Below are 24,952 nucleotides of genomic sequence, written 5' to 3'. Positions count from 1 at the left end.
AACAGCCTAGAATAGCTAGTCAACTTTATCAATACTCTATATTTTGCTGATTCCTTGTACTCCTAAATGCGGGCATAATTAATCTCTCAGCGCTAAGAGCAATTGATAAACCGAGGGCAGGTGCAGCCAGATACCACATTCTCCCAATATCTCCTGAAATCAATACGTGAGCCAGCACTATGCCTAAAAACACTAGTTGCATCATAGCAATACGGGAAGAAAATCTTATGGAAATAACTTTCAAAACCAATCCTGCTACAATTAATAGATTAAAGAAACCAAAAGCACTAAACCAAGCTAAAAATCCATTTATTGTAAAAATCCTTTTCAGATTAATTAGTAGTTTATCCAAATGGCTCACAGCACCAATTACTCTAGGAGAAGCAGGCAAACCAAAAAAGTAATCTACTGCATAGTTTACCAAAACAAACAAAACAATAGAAATAACCAGACAAAATAATACTTTATAAAAAGAAAAAAAACGACAGAAAATAAAAACGAAAGGAATAAATAACCAAAATGATTCTTTCGCTAAAGGCCCCAAGACAACACAACAGAAAAGACTTAATTTATTCTCTGCTAAAACAGAGTAAAACAAAAGAGTTACTACTAAAAAATAGAAGCTATCTACTAATGCCAAGCCACTAAAATATGTACAATAACCACTTGTTATTACGCTTAACATGGCAATACATGCACTTGCATCACTTACGTTCATGAGCTTTGCAACTTTGTAGATGACCATTCCTGATATTGCCATCAAAGTAGAATTAACAAGAAAGAAGCTCATACCTAATGGTAAACTATCCATCTCTCTTCCTAAAGCAGCACCTGTTAGTTGTATAAGAAAAGCAACTCCACGAGCTAACACAGGAACAACAATCCTATACCTATGGATAACCGATACATCCCAATTACCATTCCCCATTGACAAGTAACTTTTTTCATCACCGGCAAAATTTGGATCATGGTTCACCATGATCAAATAAGCATTACCGTATATTATAAAAAACGAAAGTGCAAAAACTATAAACGTTTCAACTCTACTAGAAACCCTTGTTATTTCTTTTCTCATTTATATTTTTTATCAAAGATACTATTCTTTTATAGCATTATGCTAAGAAGCTCTTTATCCGTTTAAGTTCTAATAAATTTAAATGTAAACACCCAAGACATGTACTTACCACATCCTATATGCAGTAAATTTTGAGTATAGATTTGCGCATCAAGCTACCTACCCTTCAAAAATACTGGCAACATAGACCATCGTCATACTAGTATTCGTTCATCTTCTCACTAAACAGGCACTAGGCAAACCTGAAAAAGAGGATATCTATTTAAGTAACAACAGTTGCTTAATCAGGAAAAAAGTCTAAAACTTTGCAATCCCCTAACTACCTACACTCCTTTAAACGGCATAGGTGTTTTGTCAATAAAGAGCATCTGATGCAAATATCAAAGTTCACCAAATAGCACCTGATGCTTTATTTATAAAGCCTTCATCCACAAACATTAGAAAAGTTTCTCACAGGTTATAAGAACGGCAACATCTTACTTGGGAACTAATTCTTTTGTTCGCCTATACAATTTTATTGTTGTGGTGGCATAAAAGATTATATGTAGCATCAGCCAATTGAATCAAAAAAATTTCAAACTGGCTAGGGGTAAAGTTATATCTCCGTGTCTACTCTTTTGAATGCACGAAAGCTTAAGCCCGCTTCTACTGCATGTTGCCAGCCTGTGGCAGGCACTCAGTTTAACAATCAACCTAGCGTAGCCAGCTGCTTTCAATCTAAACAGTTCTGAATCTAATATATAACAACCCCCTAACTACAAGTATGAAAAGGATCTATCTTTTAGCTTTATTAGCAGCTACCTTTAGCACGCTTAGCCTCTCCTCCTGTTCCAGCGATGACGATGGCAATCCGGTTGAAGACCCTTGCGGCATCAAGAATGAGACTGAGGCATATATTGCCGCCATGCAAGCCTATAGCCAAACTCCTACCCCTGCAAAATGCCAAGCCTTCAAAGAAGCCGCGATGGATTACCTTGAAGCCGCCGATGATTGTAGTGCCCTGAATGAGGAAGCCGAGGAATCTTTGGAAGAGGCAAGACAAGCAGTGGAAGACCTTGACTGCGACGAATAAGCAAAAGAGTAATACCTCATCTTATGAGAATAGCCCGGGAACTTACGTTTTCGGGCTATTCTCTTTTAAAAATAACCAAACTAAACAGAAGCACCTGTCAAATCAGATACTTTATATAATACAATTAACACCTATCCAACCAAGCAAATCATCTGTTATTTTTGCAATTGAATTTATTTTACAACAACCCTTTATTTCATCCCAATTTCTAAACCCATTTTATGAACATGAAAAGAATCTTACACTACTTTTTATGTCTGAGCCTGCTTACCTCTTTTACAAGTTGCGACATGGAAGAGGAGGAACTTTCTGAGCTTGTCACCACTAATTTTGTAGAAGGCCACTGGACCCTCACCGACCTGATCTATGAGGAGTTCTACAACGGCCAATTGGACACCTCCAATGGAGAGCATGAGACCCCTAATGCTCCGGTTACAATGGCAAACGGCAAGTTAATGTCTCCCGGAGAAACCACCGCCGATTATGTCCTGACTAAAGTGGACGGTAAAAACTACATCTCCATCACTGAAAACGGCAAAGACAAAGGCACTTATGAAATCACCAAATTAACCACCGAGGAAATGGAGTGGGTGCTTAAAGAGATGGAAGAATCTTCCCGAGGTCCTTACAAAGCCGTTCATACCTATAAGTTCAAAAGGAAAGAACCACTTCTCTAATCATCTCCTATGAAAAGAGCCCGGGAACGTACGTTTCCGGGCTCTTTTGGTAAAAGCAGGTTCAAAATATCTGCTTCGTCTAGGCAACGAATTTGCAATCCGTTTCCCTTACAGATTTATGCCGTTGGTGTTGTCGTCAACAACGGCGGCGAAATCAGCGAAGCACTGGCTTTCACCCAAGCCTTTTTGTCCTAATCAGAAGCTTCTAGTTCAAATAAGTCTTCTGCTCTTTTTTGGAGCGCTTGGGCCAACTTCAGTGCCAACACTGCCGAAGGTAAATATCTGTTTGTTTCTATGGAGATGATCGTTTGCCTGGAAACATGCACCAAATCGGCTAATTGAGCTTGGGTAAGTTGCTTTTTGGCTCTTTCCTCTCTGATATAGTTCTTCATTATGTCATTTCAGCTTGACATGAAGCATATAATGAAACCTGGTTATAAAACCGAACCAAAATACGATCAAGGCGGCAGCCAGCACAAGAATAATGACTTCTTGCTCTTTGGTATTGCCTGGAATCAGAAGTGAGAAAAAGCCACAGATTATTAAGGGCAATTGAATCAAAGCCGCAAATTGGAAGCTATCCATCCTAATTTTTTGCACCATCTCATCTTCAATCTTTTCTCTTGAAAAGGCGAGGCAGTACACACCTAACAGAAAGCCAAAGAATGAGATACTTGCCACCACTATATTTACCATGCGGTAATCAAAGTAGTTCACTTCCCCAAATAAAAGGGTGAGTAACAGAGTAATCATACCTTTTTGCATCAACAACCAAAAGGCGAAACTCAAAGGGATCATTACAATTCCAATTTTCTTGAATCGGTGGGGCAACAGTAAGTTCATAATGGATAGCTTGTTAAATGATAGAAGTGAGTTGTGTATAGATTGCTTAAATGTAAAGCAAACTTTACATTTAAGCAACACGCTTTCACTTTTGCATAATCTTTTATTCAAACCATTGCTCTACCAGCCGTTCACTTATTGATAACTACCTAAGCAAAAAGAGCTCGAAAACTTACGTTTCCGAGCTCTTTTCATAAAACTAGGTGCTAAACAGACTTAGTCCATCAGCTTTTTGTAACGGATACGCTTCGGCTCCACGTCACCCAAGCGTTTCTTTTTGGCTTCTTCGTAGTCTGAGAAGTTTCCTTCAAACCAAACCACTTGGGAGTCGCCCTCAAAGGCCAGGATGTGGGTGGCAATTCTATCCAGGAACCAGCGGTCGTGGGAGATGACTACGGCGCAACCGGCGAAGTTCTCCAGCGCGTCTTCCAGAGCGCGGATGGCGTTTACGTCCAGGTCGTTGGTAGGCTCATCCAATAACAACAGGTTGGCGCCTTGCTTCAGGGTCATGGCCAGGTGCACGCGGTTACGCTCTCCCCCGGACAGCACGCCTACTTTCTTCTCCTGGTCACCGCCGGTGAAGTTGAACTTGCTCACGTACGCGCGGGCGTTCACCTGGCGGCCGGCCAACAGCATGGTCTCGGTACCACCGGAGATGGTCTCAAACACCGATTTGTTCGGGTCCAGGCTTTCGTGCTGCTGGTCTACGTAGGCGGTTTCCACGGTTGGGCCCACGGTGATGGTTCCGGCATCGGCTTGCTCGCGCCCGGTAATGAGGCGGAACAAGGTAGATTTACCCGCGCCGTTCGGACCGATGATCCCCACGATACCCGCCGGTGGCAAGCTGAAGGTCAGGTCTTCAAACAGGAGTTTATCACCGAAGGCTTTGCTCAGCCCCTCGGCCTCAATCACCACATTCCCCAAACGCGGACCGTCTGGAATGAAGAGCTCCAGTTTCTGCTCTTTCTCTTTGGCTTCCTCAGAGGCCATTTTCTCGTAGTTGCCCAAACGCGCTTTGGATTTGGCCTGGCGGGCCTTCGGGCTCATGCGGGCCCACTCCAACTCACGCTGTAAAGTCTTCTGACGCTTGCTTTCGGTTTTCTCTTCTTTGGCTAGGCGCTCGGCTTTCTGCTCCAGCCAGCTGGAGTAATTACCTTTCCACGGAATACCTTCGCCACGGTCCAGTTCCAGAATCCAGCCGGCCACGTTGTCCAGGAAGTAACGGTCGTGGGTAACGGCGATTACGGTGCCTTTGTATTGCTGCAGGTGTTGCTCCAGCCACAGCACAGACTCGGCGTCTAAGTGGTTGGTAGGCTCATCCAGCAGTAGCACGTCTGGCTCTTGTAACAGCAGGCGGCACAGGGCCACGCGGCGTTTCTCACCACCGGACAGGTTGCCTACAATGGCATCTCCCGGAGGGGTGCGCAGGGCGTCCATGGCGCGTTCCAGTTTGCTGTCCAGGTCCCAGGCACCCAGGTGGTCCATTTTCTCCTGCACTTCGCCCTGACGGGCCATTAGTTTGTCAAAATCAGCGTTCTCATCGGCGAAGGCTTCGTTGATTTCCTCAAATTCTTTGAGCAACGCCACCGTCTCGGCGGCGCCTTCCTGCACAATTTCCATCACGGTTTTAGACGGATCTAGTTGTGGTTCCTGCTCCAGGTAGCCCACGCTGTACCCTGGCGAGAAGGCCACCTCGCCCTGGTACTGTTTGTCAACGCCGGCAATCACCTTCAGCAAAGAAGATTTACCAGAGCCGTTGAGACCCAGCACGCCAATCTTGGCACCGTAGAAGAAAGAGAGGTAAATGTTCTTGAGAACTTGTTTCTGCGGCGGGTAAATTTTATTCACCCCCGCCATGGAGAAAATAATGGTTTCGTTACTCATGAATGTTATAGGTTCAGATCAGTCAAAACGAGCGGGACCGTTTTCAGGCTTGTTTCTGAAAAACGGGTGCAAAACAAAACAGATAACCCTTGTTCCCTAAAATCAGTATGCAAACAAACGTCAGGTTTCGTCTTTTTCCTGCTCATGGTAGCAAATATCGGAAATTTTGGCGGGGGTGGGTTATGAAAATTGGCGTTAATTCATAAACTTGTACCAAAATAGACTTTGAATTTTTCAGTTAATTATCCAGTAGATGGAAACCAAAGATTTGTCTGAGGAGGCCCATAAATACGGCTACATTGAGGGTAACCAGGTGTGGTTGAAGCCATTTATGCATTTTCCCGCGCGCCAGGTTGGTGAGGTAAAAGAGGTCCCCGAGGAATCACTGCAGTACTTTGCTCACAGGTTTGAGAACTTCAAACAGAAGGTAGATGCCCTTCTGGAGAAGATTGCCACCTCTGAGAACAAAGGTTCTTTCCTGATGAAGGTACTGCACTTAAAAGAGCAGATTGAGAAGTATGACGCCATTGGCGACTTTGAATCTTTGCACCAACGTCTTTCAGCCGCCGAGGCTGAAATAAAGGAGGCTATTGCCAAGAACCGCGATAAAAACCTGGCTACCAAGATCACGCTCATCCAACAGGCCGAGGCCCTGCAGAACAGCATTGACTGGCAGGAAACCACCGAGAAGCTGAAAGAGCTGCGCCAGAACTGGATAAAGACCGGTCCGGTAGACAAAGCCCTGACCGACGAACTGGAAGAACGTTTCAAAGCTGCCCTGGAAGGCTTCTTTACCCGCAAGAAAGAGTTCTTCCAGGACAAGAAGGACATGCTCTCCCGCACCATTGACAAGTACAAGGCCCTCATTGCCCAGTCAGAAGCCCTCAAAAACTCTGATGAGTGGGAAGAGACCAGCAAGAAGCTGAAAGACCTGCAAAACCAGTGGAAAGAGATTGGCGGCACCTTGCCCCGCAAGATGTCCAATGACCTCTGGAACAGCTTCAGGGCGGCCAACAACCACTTCTTTGAGCGTCTTAAGAGACATATCAACAGCCAGAAATCTGAGTCCAAAGAGAAGTACCTGGAGGAAAACCTGCAGAAAAAGAAATCTTTAGTAGCCCAGGCCGAGCAGCTGTTAGACCAGCCCGTACAGCAGGCCGTTCCAAAAGCCAAGGAGCTACAAGCCGCCTGGAAAAAGATAGGTCCTGTACGGCAAGAAGAATCTGATGCCGTTTGGGAAAGCTTCCTGGTAGCCTGCGACAAGATATTTGAACTGAGCAGCCTGGAGCATTTCATGCGCAAGCGTCCGTTGCCAGAAGGCAAGAACTCTGAGACAGACCAGATCCAGGCCCGCATCAATGCCCTGCGCGACTTCATTAAGTATGACAAGCAGGAACTGGAAGTGCTGGAAACCAACCTGGGTAGATTAAATCCAAATCCTGGTAACGAGGCGTTCCGCTCTATGCTGGAAGGCAAAATCAAGAATTTTAACCGGAAAATCCGCACTAAAAACGAGTTAATAGATCTTTTACGCAAAAAGGCAGGCGTACCTAGCAACAAAACTGCCTAAGTCATTCGTAAGGCGTTAGAAATAATATACCATTTCTAACGCCTTACGCTATGAAGAAATACTTTTTACTACTTTTCCTATCTCTTCCTTTCCTGTCAACGCAGGCCCAGAACATCAAAGGTCCTTACCTGGGCATTACCACGCAATTTCAGAATACCTGGATCATCAATGATGAACAGTATGAAGATGTGAATTACAAGCACCGCTTTACCACCAAATGGGCCCCCATAGGCGCGGTTTTAGGTTATAAATTCAACGAGAACCACAACGTACAGGTAGAACTCTACAAATCTAACCAAGGCGAGAAGTTTGACCTCATTGACCAGGCAGGCAACAAAGCCGGCGAAAAGACCATTGACCTGGAGTATTGGAATATTCCGTTGTTATTCAAATACACCACCACCGGTACCTTACGCTTCAATTTCCAGGTAGGCCCGCAATTAGGCGTCTTGCAGAAAGGCGAGGAAGAAAACCGTTTTTCCCGCACCGCTTCTTACCAGGTGAAAGACAGAAGCTTTACCATTGGGCAAGGCACGCACCTTATGGCCAGCACCGAAGATAGCGACCGGGAAAGAGATGCCAGAGTAGGCGAATTCAATGAGTACGACCTGGGCATTTTACTGGGCACCGGCGTGGAATACAGCCTTAACACCAACCTCATTCTAACCGCCAATCTGCGGTACAGCTACAACTTTGTGAACATCCGCAAAGAAGAGCACATAGAAGACTACGCTCGTGACCCAGATTACTACACCCTGCGCCAGAACATGGTAGCCGGTATTCAGGTGGGCGTCAACTATCTCTTTAACACCGGCGATGGCCGAACCAAAGCCCGGCACCAAGAATAAAACAAGGATTTAACTAAACATTTTACAAAATTGAACGTTGTCTTTTAGCGTTGCAGGGGTTGAACCAATAAGAAGAACTCTTTGAATTGTCAAACACTTTTTTATCTTTGCAGCCCGTTCATTCCTGCAACTTATTTGTATAGCCATACTTAAAACGCGAATTTACTATGTATTGGACACTTGAACTTGCCTCCTATTTGGAAGATGCGCCCTGGCCAGCTACCAAAGATGAATTAATTGATTACTCTATCCGCTCTGGCGCCCCTATGGAAGTGGTAGAGAACTTGCAGGCACTGGAAGATGACGGTCAGCCTTACGAAAGCATTGAAGAAGTTTGGCCAGATTATCCAACCAAAGAAGACTTCATGTTTAACGAAGACGAATACTAATCTCAATTAAGAATTGAGAATTAGGAATTAAGAATGGCATCACCTGCCCCTAATTCTTGATTTTAAATTCCTAATTCTTAATTAAACAGGTTGAGCGTCTTAGAAATAAAAGAACTGGTTGCGGGATACGACGAGCGCGTACTCATCCGCAACCTTTCTTTTTTAGTGCCGGAGCCATCCTTCATCGCCATTATTGGGCATAACGGCAGCGGCAAATCCACCTTTCTCAAAACCCTTACCGGCCAGGTTCCTTACCAAGGACAAATCCTGGTACAGGGACAGCCATTGGCTTCGCGCTCCGGGGCCATAGCCCGTTCCCTCTCCTATCTTCCGCAGAAAAACAATGTGGCGTTCCCCATCAAGGTGCGGGAACTGGTAGTGATGGGCTTGTTCCGGCAGAAGCGATTGCTGGAGCACTACACCTCCGCCGATTACGCCCGGGCCGAGAACATGCTGCACCAGCTGCACATGGCACACCTGAGCGAACGCTCGTTTACGGATCTTTCTGGCGGAGAGCAGCAGTTGGTGTGGCTGGCCCAGTTGATGCTGCAGGATGCCCCCATCGCCTTACTGGATGAGCCTACCCAACAACTAGACGTTTACCATAAAAAAAGGGTCTTTGATCTGATGACCGGCTGGGTACGGGAAGAACAAAAAACGGTGCTATGCATCACCCATGACTTGCTGAATCTGCTGCCTCTGCAAGGATACTTGCTCAACATCTCGCAACCCTCTCCCTCATTAGAGAAAATCTCACCGGAAACGGTGCTGGCGCACCAACGCTTTTTGGAAGAAAAGGCAGCAAACACCCCCAGCAGTGTGAAGTAGGAATTGCAAGCGTTTCGTACCTACCGGGAAGAAGATTCTTTTGCGCTTACGCTGTTCTAGGGCTGTTTTTCAGAAATCGCCCTAAAAACGAACTTAAACTTATAGGTTCTGCGCGGCTCCGTTTTTCTCCTGCAGCAGGAATGCCTCGGCTAATACCAGATCTTCGGGGGTAGTTAGTTTGATGTTGCGGTAGTTTCCTTCCACCAGCTTGATTTTATGCCCGAAACGTTCTACCACCGAGGCATCATCGGTGAAGAGCGGGATCTCAGGCTGGGCATAGGCTCGGCGCAGCAGGGGCAACCGGAAGCACTGCGGGGTCTGCACCAGCTTATAGGCGGTTCGGTCCACGGCTTTAGAGCTTGCGCCGCGCACTCTCCTGATGGATTCTTTGAGAGAAACAGCTACAATGGCGGCCCCGTTCTCCGCTGCGGCAGCATATGCTGCCTGCAGAATGGCATTGTCAATAAAGGGCCTTACGCCGTCATGCACGGCCACCACGCCATCTTCTTCGGTTCCCAACGCCTCCAACCCATTCTTCACCGATTGAAACCGGGTGCTTCCGCCTGTGACCACCCGGTGGGCTAACGTAAAATGGTGTTGTGCACACAACGCTTGCCAGGTAGAAATCTCGGCCTGGGGCAGCACCAACACCAGCGGCATCTCAGGGTCAAACGCATGGAATCTGCGCAAGGTATGCATAAGTACCGGCTCGCCGGCAATGGGCAAAAACTGCTTGGGCATGGACGCCTGCATTCTGCTGCCGGAGCCACCGGCCACAATAATGGCGTAGTTTTTCAGGGGAGTTGAAAGCATAATGGCGCAAGATACACATTCCGGGCAGCCAAGACCACTTCTGATTTGCGCCTGATTTGCAGAAACCGGACCGGAAACGACAAGACAAAAAATCTACCTTCCATCAGGAAAGCCTACTTGTTTCAAGCGTTGCGGCTAGAACTCCAGAATGAAGGTGGCTCCTTTGTCTACCTCGCTGACCACGCTCAGGTTGCCGCCCATGGCTTTGGCCTGGGAGTGCGCAATGTAGAGCCCCATGCCTTTACTGTCTTTGTGCTGATGGAAGCGCTGGTACAAACCAAAAATGCGCTCGCCGTATCGCTTTAGATCAATGCCCAAGCCGTTGTCTGAGAAATAAAGCAGTTCTTTCTCGCCTTCTTTTACAGACCTGACGCTGATGTGCAGTTTCCGGTCTGGGGAACGGTATTTGATGGCGTTGGTGAGCAGGTTCAGCAGAATGCTGTGCAGGTAACTGGCGTTGTAATACACCTGCGGCACCTGTGAGAAATCTGTCTCCAGTTGCACATCGGTTTCGGCGAGCATTTTATCCACAGACATCACCACCTGTTCAAAGGCTTTATGCAGGTCTACCTGCTCTTTGTTGCGGTGCGGATTATTCTTGATAACCAACACCTCCAACAGATCGCTGATGATGGTGTTCATCTGCGCCGTTGCCTCCATGAACTTCTGGATCAGGAGCTTGTTTCGGCCTTCCGGTACGGTGTCTAGGTTGATCATGTTGGCAATACCGGTGAGGTTCGCCAAGGGGGCGCGCAGGTTATGGGAAGTAATGAAGGTGAACTGCTTTAGGTCTGCGTTGTTCTGGGTTAGCTCTGAGATGAGCACCTCCCGCTCCTGCTGGTAGTGCTTGCGGGCCGTGATGTCTCTGATCATGGAAACCCAATGCGTGATCTGCTGCTGCTCATTGAAAATAGGAATCAGCAGCAGTTGTGCCCAGAACCAGGTACCGTCTTTCCGGTAGGTTTCTATTTCGGCCTCACAGGGCTGCCGGTTTTGCATTCCTTCCCTCAGGTTTTCCATTACCTGGGTGTTTGTCTCGGGTCCTATCAGGAATCTCGGATTCTTGCCTAACACCTCGTCCAGCTCGTAGCCGGTCATCTGCAGGAAAGCCTTGTTAAAGAAAATCGCCTCCACCTCCATAGGTTGTTCCGGCGAGGTTTTGCTGATGATGATCCCGTCGCGGGAATTGGTGATCACAGAAACCAGCAAGCGCTGGCGCTGTTCTTCTTCTTTCTGCCGGGTGACATCGGTCAGGAGCGCAAAGATGCTCTCGCACTTGCCCTGGTCATCAAACAGGGGTTGTACCTGCATTTTGACCCAAAACTTTTTGCCGGCTTTGGTATACTGCACAAGCTCTGCCTCCAGGGGCTCCATGGCCTGCATCTTGCCCCGGATAAGCTTGACGGTTTCCATATCGGTCTCGGGGCCATTCAGAATTTCCCCGGGCGCCTTGCCTACCACCTCCTGCCAGGGGAAACCGGTCATTCTGGTAAAGGACGCATTCACCCACTGGATGGACCGGTCAGGGTTCATAATGATCACGCCATTGATGGTCTCCCGGGCTATTACGGAGAGCTTGTGCAGCCGCTCTGTCGCCACCTTCATTTCCGTGACGTCTTGCATGGCTCCTACCATCCGCACGGCCCTGTCCTGCTCATCTTTGATCAGGGAGCCGTGGTCTAACACATGCACGTATTCCCCGTCTGCTCTTCTGAACCGGTATTCTTCCCGCCAATGGTCTTTATCAGCCTTGGCAATGGTTCCGTTCAGGGAAGTCAATACTCTATCCAAATCATCTGGGTGCACGTGCTGGGCCCACACATCTACTTCAGGCCCGAATTCCTTTATAGCATACCCAAACAACCGCTCAAAACCGGTGCCCCAATACACTTTATGGGCAAGGATATCATAGTCCCAGATGGCATCATTGGTGGCAATGGTGGCATAGTAGTAGCGCTCATTGCTCTGCCGTAGCTCTTCTTCGGCCAGTTTGCTTTCCAGAATCAATTGAAGCAGGCTCCTGATGCTCTCTAAGGTTTCTTCTTCCTCTGGCGTGGGCGCTTTCTCTTCCTGGTAATACACGGCCACCGTACCTAATACCTTCTGGTTGGTTCCTATCAGGGGGAAAGACCAGCAGGCCTGCATCCCGTAGTTCAGCATAAAGCTGTAATGATCTTTCCAGCGGGGATCTGTCTTAATGCTGGTGGCAATTACTTTCTGCCCAAGGTAGGCGGCAGTTCCACAAGAGCCGGCATTTTCATTGATGAAAATACCGTTGGTACCCTCCAGAAAGCTAGCCGGCAGGCTAGGTGCGGCAATGTTGTATAATTGGTCTCCTTTCAGGCGCATGCAGGAGCAGAACATTCCTTTATGCAGGTTTTCAATGCCCTTCAGGTAAAAAGACACGGTAGACTCCAGCGTACTGCCGGGCATGGTGCTCTTCTCCAGCACTTGCTTGCCTAACCGCTCCAACTCCATGACCCGTTTGTACTCACTTACCTCCAGGAGCAGGTTGGTGTTGATTTTTTCGGAGGCCATCCGCCGGATTTCAGCTTTTGCGGTCTCCAGTTCCTGACGGGTGCTTTCCAGTTCCCGGCGTACTGCCTCCAGCTCCTTTTGGGTCGGGGAAGCCGGTGCCTCTACCGCCGATGCTTGGCTGGTGAGGTTATCCGCGCTGGGGGAAAGGGACACATCATTAACATCTTTCGCCTTCATAGTGCCTAAACAAAGAACCAATTGGTTGCTGTATTTTCTGCTTGCTTCTTATGAGCTATTCTTCACCCCGCAACTGCAGCATGAATCAGAGGTTGATCAGTGAATGGGCAGACATTGCCAGTTTAACGCACAGTGGCAATGTCCAATTTTATTTATAAAAAATATTTTTATGTTTCTATATACGAAGAATTTTCTGAAAGAAACGTTTCTTGTAAAAGAAAGCTAAAAACGGCTCTGTAATAGCCTAGAACTGTTACTCTTCCCTACCAAACCGCGCAGCATCACACCTGAGATTAATTTGCTACCTGTTTTAGAGGTATTTTCTTCAAAACAAGCAGAAAAACGCAAAGCACCCACCTACATTATTTAGCAACGGCTTCCAGGGCCTCAATGTTTGCCGAGTTGATAAGCTGAAGATGCTCTGTTATTTTCTCTACCGGCCAATTCCACCAGGCAAGGGTCTGCAGTTTCTCAATCTGTTCTTCTGAGAAACGCAGTTTTACCACCTGCGCCGGGTTACCGGCTACTATGGCATAAGGAGGCACGTCTTTAGTAACCACGGCTTTGGTAGCCACCACGGCCCCGTTGCCAATACGCACACCGGGCATGATCACGGCCTCAAAGCCGATCCAGACGTCATGGCCAATAAGGGTATCGCCTTTGGTAGGGTATTTCTCCTGCAGGTTTACGCCCTCCATGACTTTCTCCCAGCCGTTCCCGAAAATCCCGAAGGGGTAGGTAGACACAGGCCTGGTCTCGTGGTTTCCGCCATTCATAATGAACTTCACCCCGGAGGCAATAGCGCAGAACTTCCCGATGATGAGTTTATCACCCATGAAGTCAAAGTGGTACAGCACGTTCTTCTCAAAGTTCAGCGGATCTTCCAGGTCATCATAATAGGTGTAGTCGCCCACCTCAATCATAGGGCTCTGGATGATGTTTTTCAGAAACACCAGTTTATGGTGATGCGCCAAAGGATGAACAGCGGATGGATTTGGCCCTAACATGACAAAGGAATCTAAGCTGGAAAATTGGAAATTAAACTTAGTAAAACCACAGGTCCTAGCCTAACCGTTCCTGGGTTTTGTGGCCTTTTTGCCAGATTTAACCTAAAAACGAAAGCCTCACCAGCGTTATACTGGTGAGGCTTTCTGTAAAGGATTCTCTGTCTTCTCCAGAGCTTAGATGATGAGCATTACATCACCGTAGCTGTAGAACTTGTATTTCTCTTTGATAGCCACGTTGTAGGCTTCCATGATGAGTTCATACCCACCAAAGGCCGCTGCCATCATGAGCAAAGTAGACTCAGACATGTGGAAGTTGGTCACCAGGCTATTGGCAATTTTGAAATCATAAGGAGGGAAGATGAACTTATCGGTCCAGCCTTCATTGGGCTTCAGGCGGCTGTTGGCCGAAACCGAAGACTCCAGGGCCCGCATGGTGGTGGTACCAATGGCGCAAACGCGTTTTTTTGCATCCAGGGCTTTGTTCACCACCTTGGCAGTCTCCTCAGTTACAAAGAACTGCTCAGAGTCCATTTTGTGCTTGGTAAGGTCTTCCACGTCTACTTGACGGAACGTACCCAAGCCCACGTGCAGGGTGATTGGAGTCACGTCCACGCCTTTCAGTTCAAGGCGCTTCAGTACCTCGCGGGTGAAGTGCAGACCGGCGGTTGGGGCGGCCACGGCACCGGTTACCTCAGCGTACACGGTTTGGTAACGCTCTTCGTCCTCTGGCTCTGGCTCGCGCTTAATGTATTTAGGAAGCGGGGTTTCGCCCAGGCTGTGCACCACTTTGTAGAACTCCTCGTCTGGTCCGTCATACAGGAACTTGATGGTACGGCCGCGCGATGTGGTGTTGTCAATTACCTCAGCTACCAGGTCGCTATCCCCGAAGTAGAGTTTGTTGCCTACCCGTATTTTACGAGCCGGGTCTACCAACACATCCCACAGGTGAATACGCTTGTCCAGCTCACGCAGCAAAAACACTTCAATCTTGGCACCGGTTTTCTCTTTATTTCCGTAAAGGCGCGCCGGAAACACCTTGGTGTTGTTGGTCACCATGACATCGCCCTCGTCAAAATAAGAGATGATGTCTTTGAAGATTTTATGTTCTATCTTGCCGCTATCGCGGTGCACTACCATCATACGGGCTTCATCGCGGTTCTGGGCCGGATGCGTGGCCATCAATTCGTTGGGCAGGTCAAACTTAAACTCTGATAACTTCATTTTTAATATTACGGTATTAAAATATTGGCAAAAATGGAGTGCAAAGGTAGGTAGTTTGCATTAAATTATTTTACTTTTAAGCAAATTAAGTATCTTAGCCGCCTTGCCTGGTGCATTGCCCGCACCTAAAAGCCAGAAACAGGCCAGGTACTTCCCTGCAGATCAACCATTTAAACAAATAACGATTTCATAAAGAGCTTGTTCTCTTTCCCATCGCTTAAACCTGTATCTTTCCTCCATGATTTACATACGGCTGGTGTTAGAGAGTTTTCGGTTCGCGTGGCAGGCCCTCAAGGCCAACGTGCTGCGTACCATCCTTTCTTTGCTGGGCGTGACCATAGGTATTTTCGCCATCATCTCGGTGTTCACCATTGTAGACTCCCTGGAGCGCAGCATTAGGGAAAGCATGAGTTTTGTGGGCGAGCGCATCATGTACGTGGAGAAATGGCCCTGGATTTTCAGCGACGAAGACATTCCCTGGTGGAAATACATGCAGCGCCCCTCGCCCAACATGCGGGAGTTCAGGTTCATGAACGAGCAGCTGGAGAACGATGAAGGCGTGGCGCTGGTGGCCCGCCGCTCTGGCAACACCTTCAAGCAGCGCAACAACAGCATCAGCGGCATCATGCTCCAGGGCGTGACCGAGGATTTCAACAAAGTGGCCGAGGTGCCCATTGAAGAAGGACGGTTCTTCACCCAGCAAGAAATAGACGGCTCCCGCAACGTGATCATCATAGGTGCCGAGGTGGCCGAGAATCTCTTCCCCTACGGCGGGGCGCTGGGCGGCAACATCAGGATCAGGAGCCAGAAATTCACGGTCATCGGTGTGATGGAGAAACAGGGCACGGGGCTCTTTGAGGGCATGCCCACCAATGACAAAAACGCCTACGTACCGTTTGGCGCCTTCGGGAAGATGTTTGCCGGCGGCCCCAGGGGAATCCAGCCCACGCTCATGATCAAAGGCCGCGCCGATGACGAGAACCTGCAGAACCTGGAGTACGAGGTAAGAGGCAAGATGCGTACCATCAGGGGCCTGAAGCCGTACGAGGAAGACAACTTCGCCGTGAACCGCTCTGAGATGATGGCCGATGCCATTGGCAAGATGTTCTCAGTGATTGGCATTGCGGGTTGGGTCATTGGGGGCTTCTCCATCTTGGTAGGCGGATTCGGGATTGCCAACATCATGTTTGTCTCCGTAAAAGAACGCACCAACATCATAGGCATACAGAAATCACTGGGCGCCAAAAACTTTTTTATCCTGTTCCAGTTCCTGTTTGAGTCTGTGTTCCTGAGCCTTATAGGCGGTGGGGTGGGAATCCTGCTGGTGTCACTGATAACCTTTATTCCCATGGGCTCGTTGGACATTATCCTTACGCCCGGCAACATTCTCCTGGGCTTAGGCGTATCTGTGGTGATTGGCGTACTCTCAGGCATCATTCCGGCGGTCATTGCTTCCCATCTGGACCCCGTTATTGCCATAAGGTCTAAATAAGCCTGTCCAGACCACCGTTTGTTTACTTCACTAAATTTTTTGTAGAAGATTCATTTGACGCGCCTGTTTTTGCGGCCATTTCCGTAGAATAGGCTATATACATGATTGATATATGACGAAGTTGAGAAAAACCAGCAAGACTAAGTTACGAGACGAGACTACCAATGTAGGCAGCGGCACCGTAATTGTCCAACCAGACGCTAATGACAACAAAGTAGCTTCTTTGAAGGAAGCCAAGGAAATAGCCCAGAAAGAAGCCCCCGACTTCACCGAGGACGACAAGCGCATCCGCGAGGCCTTTACTGATAAAGACTGGAACGAAATTAAAATAGCAGACTCCTGGCAGATCTTCAAGGTGATGTCTGAGTTTGTAGAGGGTTTTGAGAAAATGGCCAAGATTGGCCCTTGCGTGTCTATCTTCGGATCTGCCCGCACCAAGCCCGAGAACCCGTATTACCAGATGGCCGAGGAAATTGCCGCCAAACTGGTGCGCCACGGCTACGGGGTAATCACGGGCGGTGGCCCTGGTATCATGGAAGCCGGTAACAAAGGAGCACACTCAGAAGGCGGCCGCTCAGTGGGGCTAAACATCCACCTGCCGTTTGAGCAGTTCCACAACGTGTACATTGATTCAGACAAACTCATCAACTTTGACTACTTCTTTGTGCGCAAAGTGATGTTTGTGAAATACGCCCAGGGCTTTATTGTAATGCCCGGCGGCTTTGGCACCCTGGACGAGCTGTTTGAGGCGATCACCCTTATCCAGACAAAGAAAATCGGTCGGTTCCCTATCATTCTGGTAGGCCGTGCCTACTGGGGCGGACTGTTTGACTGGATCAAAGACGTGATGCTGACGCAGGAAAGCAACATCAGCCCAGAGGACCTGGACCTGGTGAGCATTGTGGACAACGCCACCGATGCCGTGAAAGTCATAGACGATTTCTACAGCAAATACCTGCTTTCTCCAAACTTCTAAGAGCAAGCCGCTTTTGCCTTATTTTCAGAAAAAGAGCCCGGAATCGCCTCCGGGCTCTTTCTGTTTTTTGCCGGAGCAGGAAACACTAACTTTGGAGGAGAGCAGTTACTAAAGAAACCGTTCTCCTCCCCCATGACCGATGCTACCAAAAGACAGAAACAAGCCCGTGTGCTGCGCGACTTCCGCAAAGTCCACCGGATAACCGGGGCCTTGCTGTTCGCCTTCTTCTTCGTGATTTCTGTTACCGGGCTCCTGCTGGGTTGGAAGAAACACACTGGCGGGCTCATCCTGGCCAAAACCCACACCGGCACTTCTACCAACCTGAAAGACTGGCTTCCGGTAGACAGCCTCACCAACAATGCTTTTCAGGCCATGAGAGACTCTTTGGGCACCAACACTTCTTTGACGCTGGACCGCATAGACATGCGCCCGGATAAAGGCACGGTCAAGTTTCTCTTTGTGGAAGATTACCTGGGCGTGCAACTAGACGCTGCCACCGGCAAAGTACTGCACCTAGAATCTCGCCGTGCCGATTTTATTGAGAACCTGCACGACGGCACCATCCTGGACCGGTGGTTTGGGGTGGACAGCGGAGTTTTAAAAGTCCTGTACAGCACCATTATGGGCGTGGCGCTGCTTATCTTCACCATCACTGGTTTCTGGTTGTGGTACGGCCCTAAGCGCATGAAACAGGAAAAACCCGGCCCTGCTGCCAAGCGCAACAGTCCCCGCCAGGGAAGTGCCGTTCAGCCCACTTAGCTTTTCACTATCTGCTGTTTTTCGCCTGTTTCAGGGGAAACAGCTTAGAAACAGCTTAACAGGCAATAGGGAAAGCCCGCTTGCCAAGCTTTGCCTAAAAGACTAAACTTGTTTACATTTTCCAGCCATGCCCCAGCTTACCCGGCATATTCCGCGCTATGACTTTCTTCGGAACAAATATGGGCCGGAGTTGCTGCTGGATGTTGGGCACATGGAAAGCCTGAAGAACTTTGTGCTGGATAACACCCCGCACACGCTGTCTTTTTATGACGTGATGTTCATTCTGGAAGGCAGCGGCACCTTCAGTCTGGATCAGGTAGTGCATACGGTGGAACCTGGCAAAATCATTTTCACCTCGCCGGGACAGGTGCGCCGGTGGCGGGTAGAGCAACCGGTGCGGGGTTACACGCTGTTCTTTGAGGAAGGCTTTATCTCGTCGTTTTTCAATGACCCACTGTTTCTGCATCGTTTTCAGTTTTTCCACAATCCTACGCGGCCCAATGCGGTGAGCACCTCGGCAGAGGAGTTTCAGAAGTTGATTCAGCGGGTAGAGGCCATGGAACAGGAATTTCAGCACCTGCAGAACGACAGTCCGCACATGATCAGGGCGCTGCTGTACCAGATGCTGCTGCACCTGAACCGCCTGTTCGCCCAACAACACCAAACCGATGCTGATACCGAGGGGAACGCGTCCATTTACTCTTTCCGGAAGCTGCTGGAAATGCACTTCAGGACACGGCACCAGGTACAGGACTACGCCGATCTGCTGCACATCACACCCGCCCATCTGAACGAGATTACCCAGCGCTACTTTGGCACCTCAGCCTCCGCTTTGATCAAAGGCAGGCTGCTCCTGGAGGCGAAGCGGGAACTCTTGTACACGCCTAAAACCGTGTCAGAGATAGCGTATGACCTTCACTTTTCAGACACCGCTAACTTTAACCGGTTCTTTAAAACCAGTTGCGGGCTCACCCCTAAAGCGTATCGGGAGCAGGCGCTGGCAAAATGACCATAACCGCCTGTAAACTGACCTGTTTTCTCTCTGCCTTTCCCAACACCTTTGTATCAGTCAGTGGGGTTCATTGCTCCGCTGAAATTCACTAAACACAAAGGAGGCAAAAAGATGAAAAACGTATTGTTAGGCTTGGCATTCGCTTCGTTGACTGCCAACGCTCAGGTTGAATTGAAACGCGATTTCCTGCCCGCCACTTGGCAACTCCCGGCAGGGCAAAGCAGCATGGTGCACTATCTGGGCCAGGAAAGTCTGTACCTGAGCAAAGGCGTTGCGCTCTATGGCGACGGGAAATACCACGAGGGCATTATAGAAGTAGACATTGCCGATGATGACGCGCAGGGAGAAGCCGGCATCGTTTTCCGCCATACTTCAGACGGAGCCTACCGGGGCATCACCCTTGACCTACACGCGCTCAACTCTCCTGACACTGCCCACCCCACGGCAACTGCCTTAAAACAGAATGCATCGACCTGCACTCCGCACGCTTCCAAACCTGCATCCTGGACGCACCTGAAAATCATCATCCAGGACAACGTAGCCCAAGTTTTCCTGAACGATGCCCCTGAACCCGCCTCCGAGATAAAGTTACCACCCACCAAAAAGCCAGTGAAAGGGCGGATAGGGTTGATGGCCTCAGGCGGTGCCTACTTCAGCAATTTCAAATATTCTCCTTTGCCATCCGCTTCCATTGTAGCCAGAAACTAATGGTAGACCAGCCTATCCTCCGCTGGCGAGTGGTTGCAGCTCGTGACCTCGCGCTTGCCTGACTTTCTTTTTATCTGCAAATGTGTTACCTGAGAAAGGAAGGCACAAGCTGCAACCACTCACCAGCGACCAAACCGATTTGACCCTGATTTGTGGAAATGAAATCAAAACCGCATCTTCTAAAAAGGGAATAGATCTATAACGTTAAAAAGATGCGCTCCAAGAATCTTACTTTCTGCTGCCTCCTTCTCAGCATTGTGATCCTATGCCTTTATGGCTGTGGATCTAAGGAGCAGAAAAGGCCTAAACTTAACAAGGTTCAAAACATCACCTTTATGGTGATTGGGCGTGCCGATTCCGCCACTCAACAGAATAAGGGATATGGAATTGCCCGGTACATCTACTTAGATTTAGAACACAATAAAGTTTCTGCTTATCGTAAAGCACTTGATACGGCTACATTCTTACCTTTCAATAGATATACTTTAGATTCCACCTTTACAGATTTAGAAAAACATCCTGCTCTTCAAAAGCTTCTGCAACAAGACACCACCTTGATTGGAAGAGGTCTTGCAGCTAGGTACACCAATGACAACGTAGAAGAACCTCTTGATTTTAGGTTTAATGAGTACTTTTATCTCATCAGGACAAAAGTTGATTCCTCTGAAAAGCTATACTTATTCAATAAAAGAGACTTTACTCCGGCACTTGACAGCACACTCAATTTCTTCCTTGATATCACAACAAGAGAAAGAATGAAGCCAACTTCTAATAAAATGAATGAAGATAGTATTCTGCTGCCTGTCCTTTCTCTCCCAAAATATTCCTTTACACCAAATTTACCTGAGCATCCTTAGCTCTTAGTCGAAGCTCAGGTTAATTTTCGTTCCCATCCTTTTCCTAAAACCAGGCCCAAGATGCTCCCTCAACAACTCCTGCAATCAAAAGTCACGGAAGTAACTTCCGCGCCATAGAAAAGCTAGTGTTAGCTTACAGACTGTACCAGAAGTAAACTGTTCATGGCTGATTTTATGGAAAACAGGCTCAAAACGCATCTTACTTCAAAACAGCCCATAAACATCAATTAGATGCGAATCACTTATTCTGCCAATCTATATTCGTTGCTCCTGTGCAGCATAACAGTATGGTTTTATACCTGCACACCCAAGCCGGTTTCAGAGAAAAACCTCACCCTTATAACTCTTGGCTTTGCCGACTCAGCGAATGAGCAGAATAAAGGACTAGTCATTTCTAGCTATGTCTTTATAGATTTGAATAAAGACTCGGTTTATGCCTACTCTAAATACTACCCTGATCCACTTGCTGAAGCAGAAATCAGCAGCTATTCCGGAATCATCAATGACATAGGGAAAAAGGACAGTACCTTGTTAAAATTCATGGATCGCAGCAAACATCTGAAACTGAAATCAGATTCAGTTGCAGACCAAGCATTTAGTTTTCATTGTGTCCCTTCATTTATTCTGATCACCCAGGAAGGTTTATCAAAAAACGTCATTTTCTCAGGCAATTATCAGTATGATGCTGCAACAGAATATAATGCAAGGTTTATCAGAGACTTGTCAAATAACAAGCTATTGAAGAAAGTAAATATTCCCCTCAACCAAGACAGCGTTTTAAGTTCCCTTCTATCTCACTCAGAATTATCTTCAGTCCCAGGACCACCACCTATAAGAGAGTTAAACTAAACTCTCTTATAAAAACTGTTTCCCACCCCTTTCCCCGAAACAGCCACAAAACGCTTCCCTCAAAAACTCCGCCCCGCCACTAAACTAATCCGCTGTAAATTCGGTTAAGAAGAGATGGATTGCTCGCTGCGTTTCTAGCGCGGGAATGCCTACCTTTGCTCTTTAAAACCGAACCTATCGGATGACGCCAAAAGAATCTGCCGCTACGCCTGTAGCCAATCATAGTTCCACCGCGGATGTGCCTTTCATTGAAGTATATGGCGCCCGCGAGCATAACCTGAAAAACATCAGCCTGAGAATACCGCGCAATGAGTTGGTGGTGTTCACGGGTATCTCGGGCAGCGGGAAATCCTCGCTCGCCTTTGACACCATCTACGCCGAGGGGCAGCGCCGCTACATGGAGACGTTCTCGGCCTATGCCCGCTCGTTCCTGGGCGGACTGGAACGCCCTAACGTAGACAAGATTGAGGGGCTTTCGCCGGTGATTTCCATTGAGCAGAAAACCACTTCGCGCAACCCGCGCTCCACGGTGGGCACCATCACCGAGATTTACGACTTCCTGCGCCTGCTCTACGCTCGTACCGCCGAAGCCTTCAGCTACGTGACCGGCGAGAAGATGATCAAGCAGTCCGATGATCAGATTGTGCAGCACGTGCTGGAGCATTTCAGCGGCAAGCGCACCATTGTGCTGGCCCCGGTGGTGAAAGGCCGGAAAGGCCACTACCGCGAACTGTTTGAGCAGATCCGGAAGATGGGCTTCATCCGGGCCCGTATTGACGGCGAGTTGGTGGAGCTCACGCCCAAGATGCAGGTAGACCGCTACAAGATCCACGACATCGAGATTGTGATTGACAAGCTGGTGCCTTCTGTTGAGGACCGTTACCGTCTGTCAACTTCCATACAGAATGCGCTGCAGCACGGCAAAGGCACGGTGCTCATCCTGGACGCCGACACCAACGCTACCCACTTCTACTCCCGCCACTTGATGGACCCAGCCACCGGCATCGCCTATGATGATCCGGCGCCTAATACTTTCTCGTTCAACTCGCCGTACGGGGCCTGCCCGGTGTGTAACGGCTTGGGCGAGATTGAGGAACTCACCGAAGACTCCATTGTACCAGACAAAGGCGTGAGCATCAGCCGGGGTGGCATTGCGCCGCTGGGCGAGTACCGTGACATCTGGATTTTCTCCCAGATACAGGCCCTGCTCAAGCGCCACAAAACGTCCTTGACGGTTCCTATTGCTGATATTCCCGCTGAGGCCTGGAACCAACTGCTGTACGGCTTTGAGGAAGAAGACCCTAAGGGCAAAAAAGAGCCGTTCGTGTTTGAGGGAGTCATGAGTTTCCTCAAAAAGCAGCTGGAATCTGACTCTGAGAACGTGCGAGCCTGGATTCAGGAATACACCACCCAAAGCACCTGCCCCGAGTGTAACGGCTACCGCCTGAAAAAGGAATCGCTGCACTTCAAGCTGGACAACAAACACATCGGTGAGCTGTCTGAGATGGACATTGCCGAACTAGCCGGTTGGATGGCGAACCTGGAAGAACGCCTGAGCGAGCGCCAGAACCTCATTGCCCGTGAGTTACTCAAGGAAATCCGCAAGCGGATCGGTTTCCTGGTAGATGTGGGATTGGAATACCTGCACCTGCACCGCTCCGTACGTACGCTTTCCGGCGGCGAGAGCCAGCGGATTCGTTTGGCTACCCAAATCGGGACGCAGTTGGTGGGCGTGTTGTACATCATGGACGAACCCAGCATCGGGCTGCACCAGCGCGACAATGAAAAGCTCATTAAGGCCTTGCAAGATTTGCGCGACCTGGGCAACTCAGTAGTGGTGGTGGAGCACGACAAAGACATGATCCTGAACGCCGATTACGTGGTGGACATCGGGCCGGGTGCGGGGGCGCACGGAGGCCAGGTAGTGACGGCGGGTACCCCGAAGGAGATGATGGAAAGCGGCACCGTAACGGCAGATTACCTGAGCCATCGCCGCGGAATTCCGGTTCGTAAGCAAAAACGCGCCGGAAACGGCCAAAGCCTTATTCTGCGCGGTGCCACGGGCCACAACCTGAAAGACGTGACGCTGGAATTGCCGCTGGGCAAGTTCCTGTGCGTGACGGGCGTATCGGGCTCCGGGAAATCGTCTCTGATCCATGATACGCTGTTCCCCATCCTGAACAAGCATTTCTTCAACGCCAAGCGCGAGCCGCTTCCCTACAAAGAAATAGAAGGCCTGAAGAACATTGATAAGGTAATTGAAGTGGACCAAAGCCCCATCGGACGGACGCCGCGCTCTAACCCGGCTACGTACACCGGTGTGTTCACCGAGATTAGAAGCCTGTTTGCGTCCTTGCCCGAGGCTAAAATCAGAGGCTACTCGGCGGGAAGGTTCTCGTTCAACGTGAAAGGCGGTCGGTGCGAGACGTGCGAGGGTGCCGGGATGCGCACCATTGAGATGAACTTCATGCCCGATGTGTATGTGCCCTGCGAGACCTGCAAAGGCAAACGCTACAACCGCGAGACCCTGGAAGTGCGCTTCAAAGGCAAGTCCATTACGGATGTGCTGGACATGACCGTGGAGCACGCCGTGGAGTTCTTCGAGAACCAGCCGCGTATCCTGCGCAAAATTCAGACCTTGAACCAGGTGGGCTTAGGTTACATCACTCTGGGTCAGCAGGCTACTACCTTGTCAGGTGGTGAGGCGCAGCGCGTGAAACTGGCCACCGAGCTTTCCAAGAAAGACACTGGCCGCACGCTCTACATCCTGGATGAGCCTACCACCGGTCTGCACTTCCAGGACATTCAGCACCTCTCAGACGTGCTGAACCGCCTAGTAGACAAAGGCAACAGCGTGCTCATCATTGAACACAACATGGACCTGATCAAGGTAGCCGACCATATCATTGATATCGGGCCGGAAGGCGGCGCCAAAGGTGGAACCATTGTAGCTCAGGGCACGCCGGAAGAAGTAGCCGAAAGCCCGATTGGCTATACTGCCCGTTTCCTGAAAGAGGAGCTGAGCACCAGCCTGTACGTGGACGCGCCGGTGTACGTGGAGGAAACGCCGGAAGAAGACGAGCCGGAAGAACCCGCCGAACCGGTTAAGAAGACCAGAGGCCGGAAGAAGAAAGAGACCGTTGAGGCAGATGCTGCCGCTCCGGTTAAGGAAAAGAAAACGCCGGGTAGAAAGAAGAAAACCGATTAGCGTTTCCTGGCTTCTTCTTAGGAAACAGCCCTAAAACAGAAAAGCCTTGCTCTCAGAGCAAGGCTTTTCTGTTTTACCAGGAAGCAAAAACAGGATTTTCTGAGATTGAAACCCTTGCCTTACTTCTGTAATGACACTAAGTTTTTAGA

General features: G+C 49.0%; 22 protein-coding genes. 14 read left to right on the top strand and 8 right to left on the bottom strand.

Annotation, left to right across the window (positions count from 1 at the left end):
* Positions 1-28: 28 nt before the first annotated feature.
* A complete protein-coding gene (locus JT719_RS14410) occupies positions 29-1,075 on the bottom strand; it encodes a hypothetical protein (RefSeq protein WP_207434022.1) in 1,047 nt (348 codons plus the stop codon).
* Between the two features lie 763 nt (positions 1,076-1,838).
* Between JT719_RS14410 and JT719_RS14405 the strand changes: the two genes are divergently transcribed.
* Both JT719_RS14405 and JT719_RS14400 read left to right on the top strand, forming a co-directional pair.
* A complete protein-coding gene (locus JT719_RS14405; protein WP_207434021.1) occupies positions 1,839-2,147 on the top strand; it encodes a hypothetical protein in 309 nt (102 codons plus the stop codon).
* A 227-nt stretch (positions 2,148-2,374) separates the two neighbouring features.
* Positions 2,375-2,824, top strand: coding sequence for a hypothetical protein (locus tag JT719_RS14400; RefSeq protein WP_207434020.1), 450 nt, complete (start codon positions 2,375-2,377; stop codon positions 2,822-2,824).
* Positions 2,825-3,015: 191 nt separating this feature from the next.
* Here JT719_RS14400 and JT719_RS14395 read toward each other — a convergent pair whose 3' ends face one another.
* From JT719_RS14395 to ettA, 3 genes are all read right to left on the bottom strand, one after another.
* Entirely contained in the window at positions 3,016-3,216 is a 201-nt protein-coding gene (locus JT719_RS14395) for a helix-turn-helix transcriptional regulator (protein WP_207434019.1), read from the bottom strand.
* Positions 3,217-3,220: 4 nt separating this feature from the next.
* A complete protein-coding gene (locus JT719_RS14390) occupies positions 3,221-3,667 on the bottom strand; it encodes a hypothetical protein (protein WP_207434018.1) in 447 nt (148 codons plus the stop codon).
* Between the two features lie 216 nt (positions 3,668-3,883).
* Positions 3,884-5,551 carry an energy-dependent translational throttle protein EttA gene (gene ettA / locus JT719_RS14385; RefSeq protein WP_207434017.1) on the bottom strand — a complete coding sequence of 556 codons (1,668 nt, stop codon included), beginning with the start codon at positions 5,549-5,551 and terminating at the stop codon, positions 3,884-3,886.
* Positions 5,552-5,804: 253 nt separating this feature from the next.
* Here ettA and JT719_RS14380 point away from each other — a divergent pair, with 253 nt between their 5' ends.
* The 4 genes from JT719_RS14380 (at position 5,805) to JT719_RS14365 (ending at position 9,186) form a co-directional block, all read left to right on the top strand.
* Positions 5,805-7,121, top strand: coding sequence for a DUF349 domain-containing protein (locus tag JT719_RS14380; RefSeq protein ID WP_207434016.1), 1,317 nt, complete (start codon positions 5,805-5,807; stop codon positions 7,119-7,121).
* Positions 7,122-7,171: 50 nt separating this feature from the next.
* Positions 7,172-7,969 (top strand): porin family protein, encoded by a 798-nt coding sequence (locus JT719_RS14375; RefSeq protein ID WP_207434015.1) that lies wholly within the window; start codon positions 7,172-7,174, stop codon positions 7,967-7,969.
* A gap of 167 nt (positions 7,970-8,136) precedes the next feature.
* Positions 8,137-8,358, top strand: coding sequence for a DUF2795 domain-containing protein (locus tag JT719_RS14370; RefSeq protein ID WP_022821757.1), 222 nt, complete (start codon positions 8,137-8,139; stop codon positions 8,356-8,358).
* 90 nt (positions 8,359-8,448) lie between these two features.
* Positions 8,449-9,186, top strand: coding sequence for an ABC transporter ATP-binding protein (locus JT719_RS14365; RefSeq protein ID WP_207434014.1), 738 nt, complete (start codon positions 8,449-8,451; stop codon positions 9,184-9,186).
* A gap of 99 nt (positions 9,187-9,285) precedes the next feature.
* Here the strand turns inward: JT719_RS14365 and JT719_RS14360 are convergent, their stop codons facing one another.
* From JT719_RS14360 to queA, 4 genes are all read right to left on the bottom strand, one after another.
* The gene (locus JT719_RS14360) at positions 9,286-9,999 is read right to left on the bottom strand and encodes a 2-C-methyl-D-erythritol 4-phosphate cytidylyltransferase (protein WP_207434013.1); all 714 of its coding nucleotides are present in this window, start codon (positions 9,997-9,999) and stop codon (positions 9,286-9,288) included.
* Positions 10,000-10,134: 135 nt separating this feature from the next.
* A complete protein-coding gene (locus tag JT719_RS14355) occupies positions 10,135-12,714 on the bottom strand; it encodes a PAS domain S-box protein (RefSeq protein ID WP_207434012.1) in 2,580 nt (859 codons plus the stop codon).
* Positions 12,715-13,076: 362 nt separating this feature from the next.
* Complete coding sequence (locus JT719_RS14350) at positions 13,077-13,721, bottom strand: CatB-related O-acetyltransferase (protein ID WP_207434011.1); 645 nt, start codon at positions 13,719-13,721, stop codon at positions 13,077-13,079.
* A 174-nt stretch (positions 13,722-13,895) separates the two neighbouring features.
* Positions 13,896-14,942, bottom strand: a complete 1,047-nt coding sequence (queA, locus tag JT719_RS14345) for a tRNA preQ1(34) S-adenosylmethionine ribosyltransferase-isomerase QueA (RefSeq protein ID WP_207434010.1) — start codon at positions 14,940-14,942, stop codon at positions 13,896-13,898.
* Between the two features lie 238 nt (positions 14,943-15,180).
* Here queA and JT719_RS14340 point away from each other — a divergent pair, with 238 nt between their 5' ends.
* The 8 genes from JT719_RS14340 to uvrA all read left to right on the top strand — a co-directional run bounded on the left by JT719_RS14340 (position 15,181) and on the right by uvrA (position 24,803).
* Positions 15,181-16,434: an ABC transporter permease gene (locus tag JT719_RS14340; RefSeq protein ID WP_207434009.1), complete on the top strand. Its 1,254-nt coding sequence runs from the start codon at positions 15,181-15,183 to the stop codon at positions 16,432-16,434.
* Positions 16,435-16,546: 112 nt separating this feature from the next.
* Positions 16,547-17,410 carry an LOG family protein gene (locus JT719_RS14335; RefSeq protein ID WP_207434008.1) on the top strand — a complete coding sequence of 288 codons (864 nt, stop codon included), beginning with the start codon at positions 16,547-16,549 and terminating at the stop codon, positions 17,408-17,410.
* Between the two features lie 132 nt (positions 17,411-17,542).
* Positions 17,543-18,169, top strand: coding sequence for a PepSY-associated TM helix domain-containing protein (locus JT719_RS14330; RefSeq protein WP_207434007.1), 627 nt, complete (start codon positions 17,543-17,545; stop codon positions 18,167-18,169).
* Positions 18,170-18,296: 127 nt separating this feature from the next.
* Complete coding sequence (locus JT719_RS14325) at positions 18,297-19,178, top strand: helix-turn-helix domain-containing protein (RefSeq protein ID WP_207434006.1); 882 nt, start codon at positions 18,297-18,299, stop codon at positions 19,176-19,178.
* A gap of 114 nt (positions 19,179-19,292) precedes the next feature.
* Positions 19,293-19,889, top strand: coding sequence for a 3-keto-alpha-glucoside-1,2-lyase-like domain-containing protein (locus JT719_RS14320; protein ID WP_207434005.1), 597 nt, complete (start codon positions 19,293-19,295; stop codon positions 19,887-19,889).
* A 212-nt stretch (positions 19,890-20,101) separates the two neighbouring features.
* The gene (locus tag JT719_RS14315) at positions 20,102-20,746 is read left to right on the top strand and encodes a hypothetical protein (RefSeq protein WP_207434004.1); all 645 of its coding nucleotides are present in this window, start codon (positions 20,102-20,104) and stop codon (positions 20,744-20,746) included.
* Between the two features lie 231 nt (positions 20,747-20,977).
* Positions 20,978-21,595, top strand: a complete 618-nt coding sequence (locus JT719_RS14310; RefSeq protein ID WP_207434003.1) for a hypothetical protein — start codon at positions 20,978-20,980, stop codon at positions 21,593-21,595.
* Between the two features lie 181 nt (positions 21,596-21,776).
* Positions 21,777-24,803 (top strand): excinuclease ABC subunit UvrA, encoded by a 3,027-nt coding sequence (uvrA, locus tag JT719_RS14305; protein ID WP_207434002.1) that lies wholly within the window; start codon positions 21,777-21,779, stop codon positions 24,801-24,803.
* The last annotated feature ends 149 nt before the right edge of the window (positions 24,804-24,952 follow it).

This window comes from Sabulibacter ruber, assembly GCF_017355955.1.
GTDB lineage: Bacteria > Bacteroidota > Bacteroidia > Cytophagales > Hymenobacteraceae > Nibribacter > Nibribacter ruber_A.
This window is presented reverse-complemented; position numbering and strand designations above follow the sequence as displayed.